Genomic DNA, 22,853 nt, shown 5'->3' with positions numbered 1-22,853 from the left:
TTCATCTTCCTTTATGATTAAGAGAACGCGGCTTCTTGTTCGCCGGTTCGCTCTCTTTTTTCGCTTCTTCTTTGGGCAAGGTTAACGATGGAACGAGTTCGGGCGGTGTTGGCATTTCCATCGTCTCCCCATTCTCCAAGGGCGCGACTAGATGGGGAGTGACCATAATTAATAACTCGGTCTCTTTCTGCGAAATTTCTTTGCCGCTGAATAAGGCTCCTAATATGGGGATATCGCCCGCTCCCGGTACTTTCCGCGTATTTTTTTGTTTGTTCTGGCTCATCAGTCCGGCGATGGCGAACGTTTGTCCATTCTTCAAATCGATCACCGTATGCGCCCGGCGCGTGATGAGCGAGGGTACCATGAAACCGCCCATTTTGACGCCGGTGGAAAAATCCAGATCGCTCACTTCGGGCGAGATGTCCAAATGGATCGATTCGGCGTCCATTACCGTCGGCGTGAATTGCAAGCGAACGCCGAATTCCTTGTACTCGATCGTGACGGCATTGGTGGAAGCGCCGCCCTGCACGACGGGAATGGGAAACTCGCCCCCCGCTAAAAAGTTGGCCGTTTCGCCGCTGCGGGCGATGAGATTCGGCTGCGCCAACATGTGAATCCAGCCTTTCGACTTCAGCGCCTGAAGAAATCCTTTGACGTCGCTGTTGGGGAGGCCGAAGAAGAGCGTTACGACATCGCTCATATCTACAGTTCCCCCTTGCGTCATATCGCCCGTAATCAGATCGCCTAAAAGCGATCCGCCTTGGATGGAACCCCCGTGATAAATAAAATTGAATCCCATTTCATCGCGGAACGAACTGGCTACTTCGGCGATCTTCACTTTCAAGAGCACTTGCTGCAATCCGGGAACCGTCATCATATTGATGACTTTGGGGACGTAGGATTGGGCGATTTCCATTGCGCGATCGGCGGCGTCGAGGGAATGCGCTTCTCCCTTCAGCGCTGCGCCTCCTTCCATTGAAACCACTTCGATGGCTTCGTCGGGCAGAATGGCTTGAATGGCGTCCTGTATCGCTTTGGTGTTCCATACGACTTTCACGTCGATGGCGCGGGTTTGGCCGTCTTTGGTCCAGAGCAGCAGGCTGGTTTCGCCCACGGAAGCGGCGGTGATTAGAATCTGCTTGGGATCGACGATGTTGACGTCGGCGATTTCCGGGGCGACGATGGAAACGCGATCCACGGGCGTTTTCAATTTCACCAGGGAGGATTTCTTGACGGGGATTTCGAGGGACTCGTTGTTGGGAAGCAGTTTGTCGATGGAGTTCGTCCCCCAAACCGGGGCGGAAGCCGCTGCAATTATCAAGAAGACGGCGATGGGAAAAAGAGGGGTATGACGACGATTTGCCTGCATTTCGATTTCTCCGCTTGCGAAAGGCGCCGCGCTCGGATCGCGCGCCTTTCAGAGTCATGGCAAAACATTTCAATAGAAAACATGACCTCAATCCTCATAACAGTTCTTTATATTCAAAACATGAATCGCAATAAAAATACACGTGATAGATCGTTTGGGACGAATTATTTTTCAAAAGCCACTTCCGATTTCTGCGCGCCGCGATAGACCTCTATGATGGAGAATTTCTTGGCGGGCGTTTCCGGCGCTTTCGCCGTTTCCTGAATCTGAACCGGTTCGGGCGGCGGCAAGGAAGGCCGCGCATCCGCGATGAGGTTGGAGAGCCGGATGCCTTTCGTAATTTCTTCCGCATTGTCTCTGAAATTCCGGAGGATAAGGCGGATGACGCCCGCGTTGGCGGCCAAGGTCAATTTTTCCGCTTGTTCCGGAGTCGCCAGTACGGTGACGGTAGGAACGGTTTTGGGTTTTTCGTTTTCTTTGCGGTCTTTGCGATCGATTTCCTGACCCGTAGCGATGACTTGAAGGTTTTGCAAGATCACTTTGCAGACGGTTTCGTTCGTTTCTCCCCGAAGATCGACGGTCGTTACGATATCGACATGATGGCCGGGTTGGACGAAGCCTCCCACGCCGATCGTATCGTCGACGCGCAAAGTGATCGCCCGTTGTCCTTCGGGGATTAGCGAGGAGAGGCCGCTGGGAGCGCCCGGCTCCGTCAATCGTTCCTGCACAAGAATTTCGCCTTTGTAAATGGCGGTTTTGGCCATCCGGTTCAGAGCGAGTTTCTGGGAATCGATCGCTCCGGCCGGGATAAGACTCTTTGGGTGAGTAGCGTCCATCACATGTTCGGCGAGGATCGCCGTTCCCGCCGGGATATCCTTTTGGGCGACGGCCACGGACGTTAAAGGCCCCGCCTCCGACGAGGAAGCCGTCCGCCGCTGGTTTTGAACGTATTTCATCACCGCCGCGCTGGCGAAAAGACCGGACAGAATAGCGATGAACAGAACGAGAATCGCAGCCGCTTTCGACATGATGGAATCCTCCTGCGCACAATGCGAATGAAACGATTTAACTTATATTACGCAATTCTATCCCCTCGCCCTTTGGGAGAGGGTTAGGGTGAGGGGAGATAAACTCGACCCTATCAACCCTCACCTAACCTCTCCCAATCTTGGGAGAGGGATTGGAAAAGCTGCAAATTCATAAGAAAACTGTATTCGCGCGTAACATGAGCTACTCAATTCAAACCTTCTTTTCTCATGACGACGACGCCTTCCATTTCCATGCCGCTTAAGCCAGGGATAAACCCCGGCATCCAGGCGATGGAATCGTAAAGGATGCGTACGCGGACGGTAACCGGATCGTTGCGGCTGGCGGTGGAGATGTCCGCCGGCGTGAATTCGTAACTATCCGGCGTCAAACCCGCTCCCGCCAGTTCTTCCTCGATCTTCTGCAGCGCCAGCGCATTGTCGGCGCCTGGCAGCGAGGCGACGCGGGCGCCTTCGCGAGCGGCGGAATTCAGCATTTGATACGTCATGAACATGCGTCCGAATTCGAAAATTCCGAAAATAACGAGCATGAGAGCGGGAAGAACCAGCGCAAATTCCACCGTTGACGATCCCTTTTCTTCCCGCCATTTCTTTCCGGTTCGCAACGTTTTCATTAGATTAGCCCTCCAAACAGGAAGTAGGCGTAAAAACCGAAGGCGATGGGAACGCCGTAAGGCAACAGAATCTTCGCCGGAGCCTTCTGCGCTCCTGCGTCCAGATCGTTCAACGTAACAAGATTTTTACCCGCCAGAACCGCGTTTCGCAGCCGCTCTTTCACTTCCCGGCTTCTCAGGATGGACCAGGCGCCCATCAATCCGCCGCAAACGGCGATCCAAAGAAAAGCATGCAGCGTGATTTCCGCGCCCACCCAGGCGCCCACGGCGGCCATCAACTTCACGTCGCCCGCGCCCATGCCCTTCAATGCGTAGGGAACGATCAACGTAGCCAATCCGGCGGCGGCGCCGAGAAGAGCGGATTCCAGTCCGTCCACGCCTCCAATAAGCGCATGATAAGCCAAGCCGAATCCGCAGGCGGCGAACGTCAGCCAGTTGGGTACGCGGTGTTCTTTCCAATCGATATAAGCGGCTAAGGCTAAAACGCCAGCGGCTGTAACAATTTCGGGTCTCATGATTTTGCTCCTTGTCGAGTGGGCGGGAAAAAAGAGAGGAGGGAGAGCTGCGGCGAAGGACGCTTGGCAAAAGATGGCTTACGGTTCGTCCCGGCAACTCTCCCTCTTCGCGCGCTTCGATTAGAAAGCGGGGTTCTTGGCATCAATGGAATCGCCAACGCCTTGGAACCAGGTGTTCAAGGCCGTACCGACGGCGCCAATGCCAACGACGGCGGCGATGATAATCAACGCCACGACCACGGCATACTCGACAGCGGTGGGACCATCTTCGGATGTAACGAAACTTTTCACTGCATTCCATGTGTTCTTCATGATACTGACTCCTCTCACATTAGTGAATAGTATTCCTTACCTCAGATAGTAAGGATAAAATCCAAAAAAAATTCCGCCCTCTTCCGTTACATTTTTGCAATGAAATATATGATTAATGGATATTGCTTTCATGATATTTTTTAAATTCTATTCGATTTTTATTTTTCTTTTATTTGAAAGCCGATTCGATTTCTTTTTCTCTTGGTTTTCCTTACTGCACTAAGTAAAGCACGAATTTATCAAATTGTCAATAAAATTTATATTTTTTTTCTCATTTTTTTTAAACGGAGAAAAATCCAAACCACATTTCGATTTGATTTTAAGCAAACAACCGATTGATTTTTAAGTAGATATTAAAAAAATCCCCAACGATCAAGGCTTCGAATTTTGGGGATTAATTTTCTTGATTTTTTTTGAAATGAGAAAAAAGTTTGCAATAATCGTTACGTCGGCGTCTTATTGGCCGCTTTTATCCGGCGCCGCTGGCATCAGCGAGTTGGGAATCAGTTCTTTGGACGAGGTCGCGCTTTGAGGTGGGGCGGCGCCCTTTGTCTCTTGCGGTTTCGCTTCCGTTTCGCTCTTGGGGGCTGTTATTTCCAGAATGTAACGCGCTACGTCTTGATATTGGGCTTCCGTCAATTTCACGGCGGGCATTTGCGGATAATCCGTGCGTTTTTTCCCAGGATTCTTCACCCATTTGACGATCCCGGCTGGATCGTTAAGATAAGCCGCAGCGATTTCCCTAAGCGGTGGGCCTACCAAACGCTGATCCAGGGCGTGGCAGGCGGCGCAAACGTTACGGAAAACCTTCTCGCCGGGCGGCAGCGCTTCCTCACCCGGCATTCCTAATCCCTGCGACGCTCGCCATCGCGCAATTTCCGACATGGATGTGAAAACTCGCGTCTCTTCCGCCATTTTGGTTCGATGCCAGGCGACGGCGTTTTCGCGGTAAAGGTGCCTTCCCGTCCCCATAAAGAGGACGGTTCCCATAAGAAGTCCGGCAATCCAATAAAAACGAGGCGTCCAGTCGGCTTGCGGACGGGTGATTTCCCGCCACAACAGAACCGCCGCCATAACGGCCAGAGATGCGCCGCAGAGAATCGCCAGGATCAGCAGCCAACTAAGTCCATTCGCAGGCAGCGTGAGGAAAAGCAGCGGTCCGGCCAAGAAATTCGCCCCGGTGGCGCCGAAGGCGATGCTGTAAAACAATCGCCGCAAGGCCGGGCGGTCGAATTCGCGAAAGACGGTTTCCACGGGATATTTCGCCCGGCTGAAATACCCGGCGAAGAATAATCCCGTTATGGCGAAGCAGGCTAGCAGAAAATGAAAATAGCGTGGAATGACATTGGGAATCGCCAGGGCGGCCAGCCAGCCGTCAACCTTGAACCATTGTTCGGGAAAGAGCATGAGATTGATATTGGCCAGGAAAATCAAGGGAATAATGAGAAATAACAAAGCCGCTCCCGCGCCAAGGGAGATATGCAGCCCCTTCTGATCCGCCAGATAGTCCCAACTGTATTTATGGGCGTATCCCAGCAAAAAAGCGATCGTTACTAGCGGAACTACCATGATCCAGGCGAAGCCTGTTAGTGCGTTGGCCGTATAAAAATAGATCGTATATAGCACGTTGATCGTCAACAGCGGCGCCACGCCCAGTACGACGGCCAGACTTTTATTGACCGTAATCGTATCCGCCACTTCGCGGGCTAGCCGATCGTAATCCGGCTTTTTCCAACCGAGATATTCGAAGAGTACGGAAAGAATCGAGGCGCCAACCATTAAATTGACGAAAAAGATATGCAGTAAAAAAAGGATGACGATGGCATATTGCAAAAAATAGGCGGAGGCGGGTAAAGGCAGCGGAATCATTCGAGGGATAGGCATCGCTGGGAAGTTTTCCATTAATACGCCCTTTCTTTTCCTAAAAGTAAAATAAATCTACGAGCGCGAATCCGCGCCGGCGTTGGCGTGCGAAAGGTTTGGCGGCGGGACGGCGTCCGCCGTTTGCGCTCCTTTCAGCGGAATCGGGTATTGCCGCAGGGTAAGAAGATATTGAACCAGCGCGTTCAACTCGGCGTCGTTGCCGGGAAACGGCGGCATAAAAGGACGCGCATTGTGCATGCCCCGGATATACAACGCCATCGTCTCCGCATCCCAGGGGCCGGGGCCGTAGAGATTCTGGAATTTCGCCAGAATGCCATTCACTCCATTCGTCGTATGGCAGCGGGTGCAGGCGATCATAAAGACGTCTCTTCCGGCTAGAATTTTATTCTCGTCGGTTACGGTTTTTTCGCGGGCGTAGACGGCGTAGGGCAGAATCCCCCGCTGGTTAAGCAGGGGATAGTCGTCGACCCGGATTCCATTCGCATACATGTAGTCGGCGATGACGTAGGGTTTGCGGAGAAACTCCCGCACCCGCTCGAAATAACCCAGCGTGAGAATCCCTACCATGAAAGGAATCAACAAAACATAGCGCGGAACCTGCAACGGCTTGATGACAACCCATAATAAAAAGAGCAACGCCAGGAGAATAAATACATAGAGCGAAACCAGGATCAGATTGTAATGGGTTTCGAAAATCTGGGTCGCCACCGCTACGTTTAAATTTTGCGTCAATGCATCCGGTATCATACGCCAATACCATATCCCCGCCGCCAAACAAAAAGGCAGCCACGCCAACGTCCAGATGGAAATCCAACGCGCAACGGAGGCGCGGAAAACGGCATCGTACTTTAGGAAAAAGTACGTCAACAGCAGCGCGAAGAAGCCCGCCGTCGCCATCGCCAGCGGCGTTCGAAACGCCAGCTGGGGCAAATAGAGGGGATTCATGATCGCCGCGAGCAACCCTTTTCCCAACCTCCAATCGCCGATATCCATCATGTAAGCCAGGATGGCGGTGATAATGGCCATCGTCAGCCAGGAAGAGATAGAGAGAACGGCGCCAAGGATAATATGGCGGTTCTTTAAAGGCCCTTCCCATTTTTTCCATAATAAATAATAAAGGAGAATTAAAATCACTTCGACGCAGAAAACGATCCATTCCGTAAACCATGCCCAATAGAAGATATGAATCAAACTGCCGATGGCGTAGGGATTGACGAGCGATGTGGAAAACCAGATGCCCACGCCGGTAAGCGCACCGAGGCTAGTAGTGACAATAAAGCAGACGGTGAGGATTTTGTACGCCAAATCGTCCCACCGGCGGTCGCCGGTTCGTTTTCCCGTCCACTCCATCAGCGTAATCAGCGGCATGGCTCCTACGGCCATGGGGTGGTTAATGAAGACGTGAACGATGGCAATGATTCCGATCAAGATACGATTGCCGAAAAAATCGAGATGAAATACCGGCAAGTCCATGAAGAGGAACGCTCCTTCTTTTTTTATGGTTTTGTTCGTTTTGCCAGATGGAGAAAAAATTTCAAAATGAAAGATATATGATAATAGAAGAAATTGAAAAATACTATTCAAAAAGAAACATGACGCTCTTGTTTTATCGCCTGGATTGTTGGTTCCCGTTTTCTGGAGAAGAAAACAATTGACGGGCAAGGGGATTCTGTGAGATGATTAAACGATTTTGGGAACTCATTTCATCCGCTTTGGAGGCAAGAAAATGGCATGCCGGATCGATCGCCGCAGTTTTTTGGGAAAATCCATGGTCGCCGGAGCCGCGTTGGGCGTGCGCGGGCCGGAAGAACGGCAATTGTTGGCAATGCTGCAAAATCCCAGTGAAGCCAAAGATGCGAAGCCGATTTCATCGGACGCTAAAATGCCGGCGGGGAAGATCGGCGATTTGACCATTAGCCGCCTCATCGGCGGCGGCAATATTATCAGCGGTTGGTGCCATCAACGGGATTTGCTTTACGTTTCCGAGCTGGCGGGCCATTATTTGACTCAGGAAAAACAATTCGATACTCTGGAAATGATGGAGGAATACGGCATAAATACCTGCTCGCCCGATCCTACGCAATTGGACTTTATCAATCAATACAAGCAAGAAAGAGGAGGCCGAATCCAGACGATCGTCGGCGTGCGGCAGGATTGGAAGTACTTAGACGATCCCTTCTGGGAAGGCTTTAAAGAGTGGATCGACATGAGCATCGATAAAGGCGCGACCACGCTCTACACCCAGGGCGGCTATACTGAACATACGATTAGAAGCGGCGATCCTAAGAAACTTGAAATTATCGCCAAAGGCGTCGAATACATAAAAAAACAGGGTTACTTGGCCGGTCTTGGCTGCCATGACGTTAAAGCAATCGAAAAGGCCGAAGCCTTCGGCATCGTGCCCGATTATTATTTCAAGACCTTCCACCATGACCAATACTGGTCGGCGCAACCCCGCGAACAACGCGAACCGTGGTCGGTCGACAGTACGCACTATCTGGATCACAACAAATTTCACGACAATATCTTCGACTTATTCCCGGATAAAACCGTCGAAATCATGGCCAAAAAGAAGCAGCCTTGGATTGCGTTCAAAACCTTAGCCGCCGGCGCCATCCGCCCCGATTCCGCATTCGAATTCTGCTTTAAGAACGGCGCCGATTTCCTAGCCGTCGGCATGTTCGATTTTCAGATCGTGGAAGACGTTCTCATCGCCCAAAAAACATTGGCGAAAGCAGAAGTGAAAAATCGCCCCCGTCCTTGGCGCGGGTAAAACGCCGGACGCCCGCGGTGGGCGCTTTTTTTGCGTACAACGCGAATTTTCCCTCCTTTCCGATTCTTTCTTTGAGAGTCTCTTTTCTATTATTTGCGCCGATACGATCTTTTTGGAATTATTATTCTCGATTTTTATAAAGAAAATTAGTCTTTTCCCATCGATGAGATACAATTTATTATAGAGATCGAGCCTCTTGCAAAACTCCATAATTCCTCCCCCAAGCGTGGGGGAGGTTTAGGAGGGGGTTTTCTTAAGCCTAATAAAATCACCCCCCCTCTAACTCCCCCCAAACTTGGGGGGAGAAATAAAGCGTAGACTTTATCCTTTTTGCAAGAGCCTCAAGATCAAGAATAAATTGTTCGTAATTCATTACCCAAATTTTCTAAATTTTGGGGTATAAGGGATTTCTGCATATTTGGTTGTGTTCGTTGGCGACATTCTCTGTATTACGATGTTCGTAATTAATTATCCTTAGTTTTTTTCATTTCAATCCAGAAAATCCCAAAATCAATGTTGTAATTCTCCATTCGCAACAAAAGCCAAAAAGGCGGTAGTTCCTGATGAGCCTAGGAAAATAACATGCAACTAAACGAAGCCGAAGAACTGATCCAAAATCTTCAGGAAGAATTGCGAATTGCGCAATCCGAACGCCGCCAGTTCGAATTGAAATTGGAAGAGCAGGCGCTCGTTTGTTCGAGGGCGTTTGTAGAAAACGAGCGGCGCCGTATGCAGGAATTAATGGATCGTACGGACGAAAAATACCGGATTTTAATGGAGTCCGCCAATGACGCCATTTTCGTCGCCGACGCGGAGAAGGGCATCATCCTCGAAGCGAATAAGAAAGCGGAGGAATTAATCGGACGTCCGGCGCAGGAAATAATTGGCCATCATTACAGTCACTTGCATCCTCCTGACAAAATGGAAGAAATCCAACGCGGATTTCAAGACGCCGCCCAAAAATCCAATGTATTGGTTACAAAAGAATATTACATCCAACATCGCGATGGCCGCCAAATCCCCGTCGAAATCAGTTCCAACGTCATCGAACTAGGGGGCAAGAAACTGATCCAAGGCATTTTCCGCGACCTTACCGAGCGTAAGCGGGCGGAGAAGACGCTGCGGGATAGCGAAGAGCATTTCCGTTCTTTATTCGAGAACATGCTGAATGGATTCGCCTTTTGCAAGATGCTTTACGAGCATGATCAACCGGTTGACTTCGTTTATCTTGAAGTGAATCGGAACTTTGAGACTCTTACTGGATTGAAAAATGTCGTTGGGAAAAAAGTATCCGAAGTCATTCCGGGAATACGAGAAAAGGATCCTAATCTGTTTGAAATCTACGGGCGAACGGCTCTAACCGGCGTTCCCGAAAAGTTTGAAACGTATGTCGATGCTCTGAATATGTGGTTTTCGATCTCGGTCTATAGTCCGCAAAAAGAGTACATTGTCGCCGTATTCGACGTGATTACCGAGCGCAAGCGCGCGGAGAGAAAAATCCTGCATCTCAATTCCGTTCTGCGCGCCATCCGTAAGATCAATCAAATCATTACGAAAGAAAAAGATCGACAAAAGCTTCTGGATAAAACTTGCGCTTGTTTTGTGGAGGCGCAGGGTTTTCATCACGCCTGTATCGTTTTGATGGATGAAGACGGAAAAATTCAAATAGCGGCGGCAGCGGGTTTGGGCGAAGAATTTAAACGGATGCTGGAACGGATGGATCGGGGCGACGCGCCAGAATGCGCGCGCAAGGCGCTTTCCCAACCTGGCGTCTTCGTATCCGACGATCCCTATTCCCTCTGCGGCGTTATTCCCAAAACGGATAATTCCCGCCGTTTAGCTCTGACGATCCGTTTGGAACACGAAGGGATGATTTACGGTTTGATGAGCGTAGCCGAACCGGAGAATTATGCCGCCGAGGTAGAAGATCAATCCCTGATCCAAGAAATCGCCGACGACATCGCCTTCGCTCTTTACAATATCGAGATGGAAGAGATGCGCTGCAAATTGGAGGAATCCGTCTTTCAAGCCCGCGAATTCTATCTCAAATTATTTGAAGATTTTCCCGCTATGATTTGGCGTTCGGGAATAGACGGGAAATGCAATTATTTCAATAAAGTATGGCTATCTTTCACTGGGAGGACTATGGAACAAGAAATAGGGGATGGTTGGGCTGAGGGCGTCCATCCTGACGACATTGATCGGTGTCTGCGTATTTATCTTGGCGCATTTAGTAACCGTGAACCGTTTGAAATGGTATACCGCCTACGTCGATACGATGGCGAGTACCGATATATTTTCGATATTGGCCGGCCTTATTGCGATTTGGACAACCAATTCGCCGGATATATCGGTTCTTGTTTCGATATTACAGAGCATAAGGAGATGGAGGATGCTTTAAGACAAAACGAGGCGCGCCTTTCCGAAGCGCAGCGCATCGCCCATCTCGGCCATTGGGAATGGGACGAAGCCACAGGCCAACTTCACTGGTCGGATGAAGTGTTTCGCATTTTCGGCTTGCCTCCGCAAGACGGCTTCCTGACTTATGAAATGTTTTTGGAGATAATTCATCCCGAAGACAGGGAATTTGTGGAACGATCGTCTCTGGCCGCCCGTTTCGAAGGCAAGCCCTACGATCTCGATCATCGAATCGTTCGTCCCGACGGATCCGAGCGGATCGTTCATGAACATGCGGAAATAATGTATGGATCATCCGGCGAACCTGTGCGCATGATCGGAACCGTTCAAGACATCACCGACCGCGAACTCGTGAAAAGAAAAATCTTGGATTCTGAAGCGCTTTATCATTCCCTTGTGGAAAATCTGCCCCAATGCATTCTGCGCAAAGATTTGCAAGGCCATTTTACTTTCGCCAATAAGCGTTCCTGCAAGGAGATGGGGAAATCGTTGGAAGAGATCGTCGGCAAAACCGATTACGATTTCTTCCCTCCCGAATTGGCGGATAAGTATTTGCGCGACGATCGGCGCGTCATCGAAACCGGCGAGATTTTCGAAACCGTGGAGGAGCATCAAATTCCCGGCGGCGAAAGAATTTATGTCCAGGTGATGAAGACGCCCTTATATAATGCGGCGGGAAAAATCGTCGGCATTCAGATTCTTTTCTGGGATGTTACGAAGCAGAAGCGTTCCGAGGACGCTTTGCGGGAGAGCGAAGAACGCTACCGCCAATTTTTCGAGGACGATTTGACCGGCGACTTCATCAACGCCGCCGACGGCCGCCTCATCGATTGCAATCCCGCCTACGTCCGCATCTTCGGCTTCGCTTCTGTTGATGAGGCCCTTGGTTCGAATGCGCGCGACATTTATCTCAATCCTAAAGATCGGGTGCAATTTTTGGACTTTCTTAAAGAAAAGAAAAGGTTGCTCAATTTCGAAAGAACTCTCCGCCGCAAGGATGGCAAGATCGTCAATACTATCGAAAATCTCATCGGAATATTCGGAGAAAATGGCGAATTAACCGGGATCCGAGGTTATGTATTCGATATTACGGATCGTAAGTTGCTGGAGGAACAGTATAGACAAGCCCAAAAAATGGAAGCGGTTGGCCGCTTGGCGGGGGGCATCGCCCATGATTTCAACAACCTAGTCATGGCTATCAAAGGCTATTGCGATTTCGCTTTGAAGAAACTGGCGGAGGATCATCCGGCGCAAGAGGATATTTTGGAAGTCAAAAAAGCAGGCGACCGCACGGCCGCCCTCACCCGCCAACTTCTGGCTTTCAGCCGCAAACAGGTTTTGCAGACGCAATACATCGATCTGAGCCGTGTGATCGTTGGTATGGATAAAATGCTGCGGCGATTGATTGGAGAAGACATCGAACTAGCGACCTTGCCGAATCCTGCGAAGGGAATCGTCAAAGCCGATCCCGGACAGATCGAACAAATCATCATGAATCTGGCGGTCAACGCCCGCGACGCCATGCCTCAAGGCGGCAAACTCACGATCGAAACCCAAAATGTCGTTTTGGACGAAGCGTATGTTTTCTCGCATATCCATGTCAAGCCGGGACCTTACGTGATGTTGGCCATCAGCGATACGGGAAAAGGCATGGATGAAGAGACTCGTTCTCGTCTTTTCGAACCCTTCTTCACTACAAAAGAGGTCGGGAAGGGAACGGGATTGGGATTGGCCACCGTTTACGGCATCGTCAAGCAGAGCGATGGATATATTTGGGTTTACAGCGAACCGGGGAAAGGCGCGACTTTCAAAATTTACTTGCCTCGAATTGAGGGCGCCGAAGAGAAACCATTGGCGCCGCCAACGCCTTTTGAGTCGTTGAAGGGCAGGGAAACCGTTATGGTCGTCGAGGATGAAGCGTCGGTGCGGAATTTAGTGTCGCGGTCGCTGAATTATCAAGGCTATGCGGTTTTAACGGCGAACTCCGGCGGCGAGGCTCTCCAAATCTGCGAAAAATACCTGGGGCCGGTTCATCTTTTAGTAACGGATGTCGTGATGCCCGGCATGAACGGACGCGATTTAGCCCGCCAACTTCTCGCGCGCTACCCCGAAATGAAAACGATTTTTATGTCCGGCTACACAGAAAATGCCATTGTGCATCACGGCGTTCTGGAGGAGAACCTCGTCTTTATGCAAAAACCGTTTATCGTGGACGACCTGCTGCGCAAGGTGAGGGAAACGCTGGAGGCTTCGTGATTATTCTCCATAACTCGATGGAAGCAGGAATCGGCGCGCCCGCAGGACGGCTGTTTATAAGAAGAATGTTATACCAGCCTGCGTGAGGTTTGTTGCTTATAAATTCCCTCGCCCTTTGGGAGAGGGCTAGGGTGAGGGAAATAAAAGTCTAATCCTATCTACCCTCACCTAGCCTCTCCCAATCTTGGGAGAGGGATAAAAAGCGACAATCTCAATGCAGGTTGGTATTATTATGCTGTTGGAAGGCAAAGAGGATAGAGGAATAAGAATGCGGATGTATGGAACACAATGGAATATTCGCGTTATTGTCAATATTGTTACTGCCTTCGTTTTTCTAGCCGCCGCCGTACTGGTTGTCATTCTCGTCAATATCAATATGCGGCGGCAGGCGTTGATGGAAGCGGAATTCAAAGCCCGGCTGCTTCTGGAACACAATTTGGCGATCCATTCCTTTTTCGCTCGCGATTTAAAGCCGAAATTGTTCGAATTAAGCGAACCTTTTCGAGGAGAGGATTATTTCGAACCGGTTTGGATGTCTTCGACCTATGCCATCCGGATCATTAAAAAATATTTCGACGAACTGACGGATACGGATTATTACTATAAAGAATGCGCGATTAATGCGCGCAGTCCCGAAAACGAAGCGGACGAATACGAGAAATCGTTCCTCAGCGATTTAAATACCAATCCCAAATTGTTGGAGCAGTCCGACATCCGCCGTTATAACGGCCAGCCTTATTTCGTTTTTCTGCGCCGGGGAGAAACGATGGAAGAATCGTGTCTCCGTTGCCATAGCGAGCCGGCGAATGCGCCCCGGCAGATGATCGATCGGTATGGCGCGGATAGAAGTTTCCAACGCCATGTGGGGGAAGTGGTTTCCGCCGTTTCCTTGCGCATTCCCTTATCCGAGGCGTATCGCGAGGCCGGACGATTCTCCTGGGCGCTTTCCAGTCTGCTCTTGCTGCTTCTCGGTTTTCTTTTTCTTTTCCAATATTGGTTGAATCGCCGGTTTCTTTTTGCGCCTTTATCGTCGATCCGCGATGAGGCGTTGAAAATTTCCACCGGCGAATCGCATCTCGGCAAGGAAATCCCGCTTCCCTTCGGCAAAGAATTGAGAGAATTCGCGCAAGCGTTCAATGCGATGTCTTTGAATCTGCGCCACCACATGGATCATTTGGAGGATAAAATCCGAGAGCGCGCCGCCAATCTTCTGAACGCCAATAAACTACTCACGCAGGAGATGGAACAACGCCGGCGCATGGAGAGAGAACTCAAAGATAACGAGGCGCGTTATCGGGAACTCTTTCACAATATGGGAAGCGGCGCCGCCGTTTATCGAGCCGAGGATGACGGCGGCGATTTTATTTTTGTGGATATGAACGAGGCGGGCGCAAAATCCAGTCAAGTCCAGCGGGATCGAATTGTCGGCCAAAGCGTAAAAGACGTGTTTCCCGGCGTCTGCCAATTGGGGCTTTTCGAAGTATTCCAGAAAGTATGGAAATCCGGCAAACCGATTCGCCACCCGCTCTCGCTTTATAGCGATGAGCGGATATCCCAATGGGTGGAAAATTATGTCTATAAACTGCCAAACGATGAGATTATCGCCATCTATGACGATGTAACCGAAAAAATGAAGGCGGAACAAGCGTTGCGGGAGTCGGAACACTGGTATCGAACCTTATTCAACAGCGCCAGCGACGCCATTTTTATTCACGATTTGTTCGGGTCTATGCTCGATGTCAACCGAGCGGCCTGCGACAGTCTGCAATACAACCGCGAGGAATTACTGGGCTTGCTGTTGCAGGACATCGTCGAGGAGGGAATCGATAAAAATGCCCCGAAAGCGTTCGACGAGTTGCGCCGGAATGGATGTCTTTTCTTCGAAGCGAAGCATCGGCGCAAAAATGGCGATGTCTTTCCCGTGGAAGTGAAGAGCTGCCTTGTGGAATATTCAGGAAAACAAGCGGCGTTGAGCATCGCCCGCGATATTACGGAACGAAAGCGAATGGAAGCGCGGCTCATCGAAGCGCAAAAAATGGAAGCCGTCGGAAGACTCGCCGGGGGCGTAGCGCACGAATTCAACAATTCCATGATGGCCGTCATCGGCTATTCCACGCTCGCCTTGCAGAAACTCGATCCCAGCGATCCTCTCTATCAGGATCTCAACGACGTGCTGAATGAAGGAAACCGCGCCGCCGCCATCACCCGGCATCTCCTGGCCTTCAGTCGCAAACAGATTATTCAATTGAAACGGACGAATCTGAACGACTTATTGAACGATATGAAGGGTATGCTGCGCCTTATGGTTAAAGACGACGTCGAAATAATCTTCCATCTCGATTCCGAACTGGGACTAATCGATGCGGATCGCGGACAAGTGGAACACGCCATCGTAAATCTGATTCTCAATGCCCGCGAAGCCATGCCGCAGGGCGGGAAAATATTTCTGGAAACGAAGAACGTTTCCTATCGCGAAGAAGACATACCCTCCGATGAAGATATCCAACCCGGCGACTATGTAATATTGACGGTAGCGGATTCCGGCTGCGGAATCGATCGGGAAATTATGCCCCGCATTTTCGAACCTTTCTTTACTACAAAGGGAGTGGGGCAAGGGCCGGGTCTCGGTCTCTCTACCGTTTATGGAATTGTCAAGCAAATCGGCGGCGGAGTCAGGGTTGAAAGCGAAACGGGGAAAGGAACGAAATTCACGATTATTCTGCCGAGGAAAGATGGGAATAGACAAATACAATAAGCATGGAATTCATTCGTGAAGATAGGGCAGGATTTGTCGATCGTGTACTGGAATGAATTATTTCTATGCTTAGAATGAGAGGGATCACACTATTGGTTTCTTCTATGCCTATGACCGAAGATTAAGGCGTTGAGAAAAGGGAAGCCTATGAAATCGTACAGTATTCTCATTGCCGATGACGACTCGTTCGTCCGTTCGATCGTCGAGAAAGTTGGCTTGGAATTGGGGTGGAGCGTCGATCTTGCCGCCAATGGCGAAGAGGCCTTGAAGCGCGTTCGCGAACGATCGCATCAGGTTTTCGTTCTCGATGTGAAGATGCCCGCTCCTTCGGGGATCGAACTGGCGCGGAAGATCATGGAGCGCGAGGAAGCTCCCGCCATTCTTATACTTACGGGTTACGCCGAAATGGATCGGGCGGTCGAAGCCGTCAAAGAAGGCGTCTTCGATTACATTCAAAAAGATACGATTGAAATCGAAGGTTTGAAGCGCGCTTTGAAACATGCCGCCATGTATCACGAAAGCCGCCTTTGGGGCTTGCATATCCGCCGCGAACGGGAAAAAACCTTTCGGGATATCGATCGGGCCAACAAGGAATTTCAAGCCATCATCCAACTGAGCAGCGATCTCATCTTTATACTCAATGCGCGCACCGGCCAAATTACCGATTGCAACGAATCGGCGTGCGAGAAATTGGAATATTCGCGAAAAGAATTGCTGGCAAAACATATGTTCGATCTCTCGCCCACTTTCAATCAAGCGACGTGGGAGGAGACGGTTAAGAGACTGCAAAACGGTAAACTCCCGGAAATAGAGACCCTTTTCCATCGCCAATCCGGCGAAAATTTCTTCGTGGAAATCTCGCTGGCTTACGTAGGACTGGAAACGGGAGAATACGTCGCCGCCATCGCCAGGGATATCACGGTACGCAAACGGCTGGAAGAAGAAAGCCGCCATTATTTCGACCGGCTGCATACGACGTTGATACATACGATTCGAATGGTGGCCATGACGGTGGAAAAACGCGATCCTTACACAGCTGGCCATCAACAGCGCGCCGCCCGTCTCGCCGTGGAAATCGCTAAAGTCATGGGGGTGAATGGCGAGCGCCGCGAAGGGCTGAATTTAGGTTGTTTGATTCACGATATCGGCAAGATTTACGTCCCCAGCGAAATATTGAGCAAACCCGGCCAATTAAGAGCAGAGGAATTCAACTTGATAAAGATGCACGCGCGGGAAGGATATGAAATCGTGAAGCATGTCCAATTTCCTTGGCCGATCGATCGCATGATTTTGCAGCATCACGAACGAATGAACGGCTCGGGATATCCTAATGGACTTATAGGGAGCGATATTATTCTGGAGGCGAAAATCATCGGCGTGGCGGATGTGGTGGAAGCCATGGCTTCCCATCGTCCCTACCGGCCCGCCCTCGGCGAGCAAAAGGCGTTTGAGGAGATCGTGAAGAATAGGGGCGTTCTTTACGATCCGGAAGTCGTTGACGCTTGCCTGCAATTGAAAGCGCCCTTGTTTGACGACGCCGATAAAATATAAATCATGATACTATTATAGCGATGGGAGGGTGAGCCTCCTGGCGAACCATTGTATCTATACAGCTCGGCAGGAGCCTCGCCCTCCCCTCAAAGATGTTGTCGGGGTGGCAAAGGCATGGCGCAGCCTGCCTTTGATCTTTTCCCGAATTGTTCCAGCGAGGGAATTTATCGTTTAATTTTACAATGCGTTTCTATAAATCCGCTTAAGGCAATTTGCGCAGGAATCGATCCCAGCGAGGCAGGTAATAATCGTTGCGGTCGACGGAAAGCGCCACGCGGCTGGCGCGGCCCACGATGCGGCGGCGTTCGACGAAGCCGAAATATCGCGAATCGGCGCTATTGTCCCGGTTGTCTCCCATCATGAAATAACAATTATCCGGCGCCTCGGCGGGACCGAAACTGCGCATGGCCGGGCGGGAGGGATCGATCATGACGGGATGCTTTATACCGATAAGATTCTCGCAGAAAAATTGGCAGCGGGATTGTAAATCCGGTTCGACTTGATCGATGGTTTCTTTCTCCAACGGTTCGTAATTCAAGGGCAGGTTATTCAAATACAACATATTGTCTCGCAATTCCACGATGTCGCCCGGCAGAGCGATGACGCGCTTGACCAATCGTTTGCCGTCTTCCGGCGAGAAGAAAACCACGATATCCCCCCGCGCCGGGGCGCTCCATTCCGTTACATGCCAGGTGGTAAAGGGAATCTTCAGATCGTAGGCGAGTTTGTTTACGAAAATTCGGTCGCCTTCCAGGATGGTCGGCTTCATGGAACCTGTGGGCACGTCGTTCCAATCGGCGATGGCGGAACGAAACGAAGTAACAACCAGCGCGATGAGAAGAAATGGCGCAACCCATTCCCGGCAAAAATTCCAGATTTTTTTCCGCAGTTCGCTCGTCATAAGCTGCCCTCTTTCGATGTCCGTTTCCAAACGCATTTTTTCTCAAAACGATTCCCCTTGAGGTATTGTAACACGCGATTCGAAAGATGCGCAATCGATGGCGGCGTCAGCCTACGCGAAAATAGTCCAACTCCGGATCGGAGAGGCGGGGAATATCCGCATTGAGAAACGCTTCGATCTCTTCTGGCGCGATGGGCGTCGTCGCTCCCGATTGGGCGGCCGTCAACGCTCCGAAAGCGTTGCCGAAAAGGCAGCATTCCTCCAACGCGTTCCCTTCCAGATAGCGGGCGATGAAGCCGGCGGCGAAGGCGTCGCCGGATCCGCAGGAATCGGCTAGTTCGATTTGAAAGCCGGGAACGTAGATGCCTTCGCAATCTCTGGCCTGGGCGAATACACCTTTCTCGCCCAGAGTAACCAGGCAATGGGATAAAGACCATTGCTGGACGATCTCATGGCAAAAGCCGTCTATGCCGGCGGCCTGTATGGAATACAATTTCCGCAAATAGCCGGCTTCGGAATCGTTCAGTTTCAGAATATCCGCCATTTCCAGCGAGGCGGCGATGGTTTCTTCGCCGTAACAATTCTTGCGCAGATTGATGTCGAGAAGTTTAAGGGCGTTTCCCGCCGCCTCCAACAATTTCATCACCGTGCGCCGCGAGACGGGCGAGCGCTGGGCCAGCGTCCCGAAACAGACGCAATCCGCTCTTTCCGCCATTTCCAGCAGGCTGCTGGTGATTTCGATCCGGTCGTAGGCGGCGTTGGGAACGATGTAAAAATCGGGATGGTTTTGATCGGCCAGGTTCACCTGCACAGTTCCGGTGGGCAGTTCCTTATCCCATTGCATAAAGGAATCGTCCATACCCAATTCCAGGATTTTCTTATGCGCTTCAAGGCCGAGATCGTCTCGTCCCAGGCGGCTGACCATCATGCCCTTATGTCCTAGCGAGTTGACCCGGTATGCGAAATTGAACGGCGCTCCGCCCAAAGCTTCGCCGCTGGGCAGCAAATCCCAAAGCGTCTCGCCGATCGCCAATACGATTTTCGTTTCCATAATCGATTCTCCCCGTAATAAGTATATGCTTTATTCTATAATGAATCGGCGCCTGGCTTCTATGGGGAAAATGGACTGCTAGCCGCAATGTTTTCATATTGAGATTGAAAGAGACGGGGGTTCGGGATCAGTAGCAATATTGAATTGATTAAATACCGTTTTTTTTCTATTATAATTATTGAAGAAGAATGAAAATGGGCGGATGAATAGAAAGTAATTCAATCGCGAGAGGCGCCGATGGCGTATAAATCATCACAACCTGAGCAAATCCGAATTAAAGAGGCGGTTTTCGAAATGATCGCTCCAAGATCAACAGCAGTACTGTACGGTCGCGAGACGTACCAGTTGCGAGGCGTATTTGTCCATGCTTGATACTGTAGTCCTGGAACAGGTAACTACAAATTTAATATTAATCCAAATACTTTGCGTGCCCAATACGAGTTATGGATTTGCGGTGATGAGAAACATTGGTATCTCATTCCAATCCACGTATTGAAGCAGATGTACGATCATCCATCGGCTTATCCGGATAGATACCATCCAGAGATACGCGTTGTCAGAATGGATGTTCTTACTCATCGCGCTGGATATGCTGCCCCTAGTATCACTCATGACTTTTCGCCGTATTTTCGAGCGGTATTGAACCAATATCCTGAGTGAGCAAACTGAATCGTTGACAACTAAAAAGTGAATAATAATATCAAAATGCTATAATTAAGTGATAGGTAAAGATCATGACGACAGCCGTAAAGATTTTCGATGAACTTATTAATGAGGCCAAAGCCATTGGCCAGATAGATCATCGATCGATTGATGGCCAAATTGAGCATTGGGCGCGTCTGGGCAAATGCGCCGAAGAGAATCCGGATTTGACGCATTCGCTTATTAAAGAGATATTGATAGGAATCAAAGAACTGGAGCAAGGGGAAAAAACGGAATATAAATTTGATTGAATCTTCACTATAATATTGAAATTGATGGTTACTAATTGTTTTGGATTGAAAAAGAAAGGACGAGAGGATTGCCGGATGCGGCGGCTTTTCTAAAGCGTCTTGATGGAGGGAGCTGGATCATGGCGAATCGATTTTTCTCCATAGTAGCTATAGCCATGTGCCTTTTATTCTTTCCGGCCAATGGTTCGGGGCAGTTGGGAGTTGGATACAGGGAAGGCCGCAGCGTCATGGAGTCGCCGAGCGTTCGAAACAGCAAAAAAACCGCATCCGGGATAGAAACGCCGAAAAAATCCACCTCTGAGGGAAATGGAGGCCATACCTCCACCCCACCCAGGGCGAAGAGTAAGAAGAAAGACTCCACCATCCCTTACAGCGAACGTTACCGCGAAAATTACGAGGAAATTCTGCTTCGCAAAAATCTTATGGGAAGTTACAGAGATGGGATGGTTCTCGGCGGACGGAATATGGAAGCCTCCCAGTGGGGAGCCGCAGGGGAACTTGGACGAATCGGGGGAACGTCGAACTCGCCGCCAAGCAACGCTGCGCAAAGCGCGGGCGGGAGTTCCGCTTCGGGAGTCGATAGCCAATGGGTGCGCATGATGATTCAGCCTCCCTATCCCCTATGGATTCAGGAAGCGTTGCGGCCGGCATGGCCTTTATACGATTCTTCGGCGGAATCTCTCGCGGAAGAAGAGGGCTTGGAAGACGAACAGGACTATCTCCAATACGATTTGTCTCCCTCAGGTGATGTCATTACCGATCGAAAAGAAGAATCGTCGTCCCCCGATCTTCCATCTTCTCCTCCAGAAAACCTATCCTCGGACATTCCTGCGCCAGCGCCGTCCATGAGCAACCGCGATTCCGGCCCCGTAATGCAGCTGGTGCGGCAGGGGGATGCGCTCTTCCAACGGCGGCAATACCGGGAAGCGGCGCTGGAATACGGCTCGGCGGCGCTGCATTATCCCCAAGCGAAGCCGATTGCGGTGCGGCTAGCCTTTGCGCAGTTCGCCAACGGCCAGTATTCTCAAGCGGGAAAGACGTTGCAAAAGGCGATGGATCAAGCTGGCGGCTTGCCGTTAATCAAGCAAACAATTGACGAAATTTATGCGACGGATAAGGATTTTCAATACCAATTGTACCAACTGGCCAAGCAAGCGCAGACATCTCCCGACGAAGACAGCCGTAATCTCTACCGCGCGCTGTTGGCGATTCGGTGAATGGGATGAGTGAAAAGAGGCAATTTTTCTTATTTCGAATAGACGAAACATTTATTCGTTATGGCGCGTAAAAATGAAAGAGGAAAATATGAAGAAAATAACCGCAACAGATGCTCTTGCATTGTCTATCCCCGAAAGAATCCAATTGGTCGAGGAGATTTGGGATACGATATCCGCAAAAGCGGATTCGGTGGAACTTACCCAAGAGGAAAAAAATATTATCGATGAGCGGCTGGAAAAATATCGCCAAAATCCGGAAGCGGGTTCGCCATGGAATGTCGTTTATAGAAGGATCGTGAGCGAATAATGAAATATGTAGTCATTATCAGGCCAGAGGCGGAAAATGACTTAACGAATGCTTTTTCTTGGTATGAGGATAAAAGAAAGGGATTAGGTTATGATTTTATTTTGCAAGTTGATTCCAGCCTTCATTTCATACAAAGAATCCCTTTTGCGCACCCCATAGAATACAAAGACGTCAGAAAATGCCTCATTAAAAAGTTTCCATACAAAATCCTATACATTATCGTTGACGAGAAGGTAATAGTCCTTGCTGTAATACATGGCAAGAGAAATCCCGATCTCTCAAAAAAAAGAATGAATAACGCCTAACATTTTATGATGAAGATTATAATTTAGGCTTTCCAGGAACGTATCGGCGAATGATTCCTAGACTGACTAATCCATTGGACGGTTCATAGGGAATGAAAGCGACGCCGAAAGTAAAACCTGTTCCGGCGGAACCTGTATATTTCATTGATGGCCCCATGCCAAAAATAAATCCAATGGATTGAAGCCAAAAAGTAAACTCCGGATCCTTGGATGGATCGAGCGTTTGAAGCGTCAAACTGCTCCAATATCGTTTATCAAGCGGATCCCAATGATGCTGCTTCTTATGATAAGTGAGGTCGGAGGAAAATAACTGTTTCGCTAAAGGAGTATCCTGAAAAGGATCGAATAAAAAACTGGATAAATAAGCGATTGGCGTTGTCAGCCAATAATTTTGATTGGGTTCATGGGAATGAGGAGGATTGTCGTTGGCGTCGAGCATATATTGCAAGATCGCCGATTCCATTGTTTTTTGATCGGCCATGGAACGCGATATTTTTGCGCGAATTTGGGCGTTGAGAAAGTTAGGAACGGCGATGGCGGCTAGAATTCCAATAATAGCCACAACAATCAGAAGTTCGATCAAAGTAAAGCCTATCGAGTTTTTCATAATCCAACCTTCCGTACTG

Annotated in this window: 18 protein-coding genes; 8 read left to right on the top strand and 10 right to left on the bottom strand. The window is 49.9% G+C overall.

All coding sequences use genetic code 11. From position 1 onward, the window contains the following. Position 1 precedes the first annotated feature (1 nt). From AB1656_08910 to AB1656_08880, 7 genes are all read right to left on the bottom strand, one after another. Positions 2 to 1,369 (bottom strand): type II and III secretion system protein family protein, encoded by a 1,368-nt coding sequence (locus AB1656_08910; protein ID MEW6235491.1) that lies wholly within the window; start codon positions 1,367 to 1,369, stop codon positions 2 to 4. Between the two features lie 164 nt (positions 1,370 to 1,533). Beyond that, complete coding sequence (cpaB, locus tag AB1656_08905) at positions 1,534 to 2,397, bottom strand: Flp pilus assembly protein CpaB (protein MEW6235490.1); 864 nt, start codon at positions 2,395 to 2,397, stop codon at positions 1,534 to 1,536. Between the two features lie 206 nt (positions 2,398 to 2,603). Then, entirely contained in the window at positions 2,604 to 3,029 is a 426-nt protein-coding gene (locus AB1656_08900) for a TadE family protein (GenBank protein ID MEW6235489.1), read from the bottom strand. Next, entirely contained in the window at positions 3,029 to 3,544 is a 516-nt protein-coding gene (locus AB1656_08895) for an A24 family peptidase (protein MEW6235488.1), read from the bottom strand. Before AB1656_08895 ends, AB1656_08900 begins: the two co-directional genes overlap by 1 nt. A gap of 120 nt (positions 3,545 to 3,664) precedes the next feature. After that, on the bottom strand, positions 3,665 to 3,856 hold the full coding sequence (locus tag AB1656_08890; GenBank protein MEW6235487.1) for a Flp family type IVb pilin: 192 nt from the start codon (positions 3,854 to 3,856) through the stop codon (positions 3,665 to 3,667). 456 nt (positions 3,857 to 4,312) lie between these two features. Further along, entirely contained in the window at positions 4,313 to 5,740 is a 1,428-nt protein-coding gene (locus AB1656_08885; GenBank protein ID MEW6235486.1) for a c-type cytochrome, read from the bottom strand. A 54-nt stretch (positions 5,741 to 5,794) separates the two neighbouring features. Continuing rightward, entirely contained in the window at positions 5,795 to 7,213 is a 1,419-nt protein-coding gene (locus AB1656_08880) for a cytochrome c (protein ID MEW6235485.1), read from the bottom strand. 253 nt (positions 7,214 to 7,466) lie between these two features. Here AB1656_08880 and AB1656_08875 point away from each other — a divergent pair, with 253 nt between their 5' ends. From AB1656_08875 to AB1656_08860, 4 genes are all read left to right on the top strand, one after another. Beyond that, positions 7,467 to 8,513, top strand: coding sequence for a hypothetical protein (locus AB1656_08875; GenBank protein ID MEW6235484.1), 1,047 nt, complete (start codon positions 7,467 to 7,469; stop codon positions 8,511 to 8,513). A 582-nt stretch (positions 8,514 to 9,095) separates the two neighbouring features. Beyond that, positions 9,096 to 13,187, top strand: coding sequence for a PAS domain S-box protein (locus AB1656_08870; GenBank protein MEW6235483.1), 4,092 nt, complete (start codon positions 9,096 to 9,098; stop codon positions 13,185 to 13,187). Between the two features lie 274 nt (positions 13,188 to 13,461). Continuing rightward, positions 13,462 to 15,942, top strand: a complete 2,481-nt coding sequence (locus AB1656_08865) for a DUF3365 domain-containing protein (protein ID MEW6235482.1) — start codon at positions 13,462 to 13,464, stop codon at positions 15,940 to 15,942. A 147-nt stretch (positions 15,943 to 16,089) separates the two neighbouring features. Continuing rightward, positions 16,090 to 17,493 carry an HD domain-containing phosphohydrolase gene (locus tag AB1656_08860; GenBank protein MEW6235481.1) on the top strand — a complete coding sequence of 468 codons (1,404 nt, stop codon included), beginning with the start codon at positions 16,090 to 16,092 and terminating at the stop codon, positions 17,491 to 17,493. A 202-nt stretch (positions 17,494 to 17,695) separates the two neighbouring features. On the opposite strand, the gene lepB is transcribed toward AB1656_08860, so the two are convergent. Both lepB and AB1656_08850 read right to left on the bottom strand, forming a co-directional pair. Next, a complete protein-coding gene (gene lepB, locus AB1656_08855) occupies positions 17,696 to 18,394 on the bottom strand; it encodes a signal peptidase I (GenBank protein MEW6235480.1) in 699 nt (232 codons plus the stop codon). 106 nt (positions 18,395 to 18,500) lie between these two features. Further along, the gene (locus AB1656_08850) at positions 18,501 to 19,445 is read right to left on the bottom strand and encodes a carbohydrate kinase (GenBank protein MEW6235479.1); all 945 of its coding nucleotides are present in this window, start codon (positions 19,443 to 19,445) and stop codon (positions 18,501 to 18,503) included. A gap of 734 nt (positions 19,446 to 20,179) precedes the next feature. On the opposite strand from AB1656_08850, the gene AB1656_08845 reads away from it, so the two are divergent. The 4 genes from AB1656_08845 to AB1656_08830 all read left to right on the top strand — a co-directional run bounded on the left by AB1656_08845 (position 20,180) and on the right by AB1656_08830 (position 22,227). After that, positions 20,180 to 20,398 (top strand): hypothetical protein, encoded by a 219-nt coding sequence (locus AB1656_08845; GenBank protein ID MEW6235478.1) that lies wholly within the window; start codon positions 20,180 to 20,182, stop codon positions 20,396 to 20,398. A 119-nt stretch (positions 20,399 to 20,517) separates the two neighbouring features. Continuing rightward, the gene (locus AB1656_08840) at positions 20,518 to 21,615 is read left to right on the top strand and encodes a tetratricopeptide repeat protein (protein ID MEW6235477.1); all 1,098 of its coding nucleotides are present in this window, start codon (positions 20,518 to 20,520) and stop codon (positions 21,613 to 21,615) included. A gap of 88 nt (positions 21,616 to 21,703) precedes the next feature. After that, positions 21,704 to 21,922 carry an addiction module protein gene (locus AB1656_08835; protein ID MEW6235476.1) on the top strand — a complete coding sequence of 73 codons (219 nt, stop codon included), beginning with the start codon at positions 21,704 to 21,706 and terminating at the stop codon, positions 21,920 to 21,922. Next, positions 21,922 to 22,227: a type II toxin-antitoxin system RelE/ParE family toxin gene (locus tag AB1656_08830; GenBank protein MEW6235475.1), complete on the top strand. Its 306-nt coding sequence runs from the start codon at positions 21,922 to 21,924 to the stop codon at positions 22,225 to 22,227. Before AB1656_08835 ends, AB1656_08830 begins: the two co-directional genes overlap by 1 nt. Before the next feature lie 16 nt (positions 22,228 to 22,243). On the opposite strand, the gene AB1656_08825 is transcribed toward AB1656_08830, so the two are convergent. Next, the gene (locus tag AB1656_08825) at positions 22,244 to 22,834 is read right to left on the bottom strand and encodes a prepilin-type N-terminal cleavage/methylation domain-containing protein (protein ID MEW6235474.1); all 591 of its coding nucleotides are present in this window, start codon (positions 22,832 to 22,834) and stop codon (positions 22,244 to 22,246) included. Positions 22,835 to 22,853 lie beyond the last annotated feature (19 nt).

Source organism: Candidatus Omnitrophota bacterium, assembly GCA_040755155.1.
Lineage (GTDB): Bacteria > Hinthialibacterota > Hinthialibacteria > Hinthialibacterales > Hinthialibacteraceae > JBFMBP01.
The sequence above is the reverse complement of the archived record's forward strand: the minus strand, read 5'-3'. Positions and strand labels throughout refer to the sequence as shown.